The following is a 2173-nucleotide window of genomic DNA, read 5'->3' on the forward strand; positions in this document are numbered from 1 at the left end:
GCCGCCCGCCTCATCTGCCCCAGATTTTCCGCCTCGCCTCACCCGAACCCTTCCAGATCCGCGCTCCGTCCCGCGTCCCGTCAGCGCCTCAGCGCCGCCGGTGAAGGGGGTTCTATGCCTAACACCAAATACCCGCAACCCCTTTTTTACAGCAAAAATCACAAAATCCGAAATTTTCCGAAAAAACACACAACTTCAACAGCTTCGCCAGAGGACCGCGCCCAATCACCGCCACAAACACCCCCCCAGACACCCGAAAAACTCCACCCGCAACCCGACTCGCAATCCCACACCAACGACTCGCAGCAAATCGGGGTGGGAGTCGCCCGCGCGCGGCCTGCGGCGCTGTCAGTGCCCGGCCTCAATATCGGCAATCGCGGCGATCATCCCGTCGGCGCGCAGGATGAAGACCCGGATCGCCAGCGGGCGCCCCTGCGGATCGCGCGCGCGCACCAAAAGGCCGTAACGCAGCCCCTGCCCCACCGGCACCGGCGCCATGAAGCGCAGCTTCATCGCCCGCAGCACCATCCCGGAGAGGATCTCGGCGACGAAGGGGTCGGCGACACCGGCAAAAAGCATCCCCGGCACCACCGCCCCCGCGAGGCCCACCGCCCGGGCGGCACTGTCACTGACATGGATCGGATTGGGATCACCGGCCAGATCGAGATAGCTGGCCACCGCCTCGGCGCCGAAGGCGCGGCTGTCGCGCCAGAGGATATCGCCCTTGTCCATATGGGGCGGGAAACGGCTGCCCTTGAAGCGGGCCATGTCCTGCGGCGCGACAAAGCGCAGGCGGGTCTGCATCTGCCCCAGCGCATCGCCGCGAGGGTCAAGAAGGGAAAAGTCGAACAGCCGCGAGGCGGATCTATCGCTGATCCGGGCCTCGATCCGCAGGGCTCTGTCCAGGGGCACCGTGGCCAACCGGCCGAACGCCTGGCTTTCATGCACCACGCCGCAGCCTTCGGGCGGCTGCATCTGCTTCGCGACAACGGCCAGTTCCGGCCGCCCCAGCAGCAGGGCCGGGGCGATCAGCGGCAGGCCGCCACGCGGCACTTGGCCGGCAAGCGCCGCCAGCAGGTCGGCCAGCGCCGCCACCGGAGCGGCCTCCAGCCCCCCCGGCAGGTCGAGCCGCGATACCTGCTCAGCCATCGAAGCCGGCAAAGATCAGCGAGGCATTGACGCCGCCGAAGGCCAGCGAATTCGACATCACCGCCCGCCCATCGATGTCGCGGGCCTTGTTGGCCACCGGGTCGAGGCCGATCTTGGGGTCGACCTCGTTGAAATTGATCGTCGGCGGCGCGATCTGCTGGCGCAGCGCCGCGACCGAGACCACCGCCTCGATCGCCCCGGCAGCCCCCAGCGCGTGGCCGTGGATCGGTTTGGTCGAAGACATCTCGACACCCTCGAGCCCGTCGCCGAACACGGCCCGCAGGGCGCCGACCTCGGTCACGTCATTGGCCACTGTGCCGGTGCCATGGGCATTGACATAGCCGACATCCGACGGCGCCATCCCGGCATCGGCCAGGGCCAGCTTCATGCAGGCGGCCGCCCGGGTCGGGTCGGGGCGCAGCAGGTCTCCGGCGTCGGAATTTGTGCCGTAGCCGACGATCTCGCAGAGGATCTCGGCACCGCGCGCCCTGGCGCTGTCCAGCGTCTCGAGCACGACGATCGCCGCGCCCTCGCCCAGAGTCATGCCGTTGCGGTCGCGCGAAAAGGGCCGGTTCTTGTCGGCGGTCATCACCCGCAGCAGTTCCCAGGCCCTGAAGACACCGCTTACCAGGCAGGCTTCGGCGCCGCCGGCCAGGCAGCGCTGCATCGCGCCGCCGCGCAGCATCTGATAGGCCAGCCCGATCGACTGGCTGCCCGAGGAACAGGCGGTCGAGGGCGCATAGATCGGGCCGGTGGCGCCGAATTCCATCGACACCCACGAGGCCGCGGCATTGGTCATGATCTTGGGCACCGCCATCGGGTCGAGCCGCATCTTGCGATCGACGCCGAAGGCCATGTAGTTGGCGTCCAGGGTCTTGGCGCCGCCAAAGCCCGAGCCGACGACGACGCCACAGGAATCGCCGAAATCCCCGGGTTGAAGTCCGGCCTGGGCAATCGCCTCGCGGGCGGCGCTCAGCGCATAGGCCGCGACCGGGTCGCGCATCCGGTGATCGAGATCGCCGGC

Annotated in this window: 2 protein-coding genes; both read right to left on the bottom strand. The window is 68.3% G+C overall.

Translation table 11 applies throughout. The features are described from left to right. Positions 1-348: 348 nt before the first annotated feature. Positions 349-1149 (bottom strand): MaoC family dehydratase, encoded by an 801-nt coding sequence (locus tag ABZD10_RS15375; protein WP_372887867.1) that lies wholly within the window; start codon positions 1147-1149, stop codon positions 349-351. Continuing rightward, the coding region (locus ABZD10_RS15380; protein WP_372887868.1) for a beta-ketoacyl synthase at positions 1142-2173 on the bottom strand (1032 nt) is incomplete at its 5' end. The genes ABZD10_RS15375 and ABZD10_RS15380, both read right to left, overlap by 8 nt.

Source organism: Shimia sp. (assembly GCF_041624275.1).
Lineage (GTDB): Bacteria > Pseudomonadota > Alphaproteobacteria > Rhodobacterales > Rhodobacteraceae > Shimia.

Excerpts from the sequence above, each read along its gene's own strand:
- ABZD10_RS15375 (WP_372887867.1), bottom strand. The coding sequence starts at position 1,149 with ATGGCTGAGCAGGTATCGCGGCTCGACCTGCCGGGGGGGCTGGAGGCC.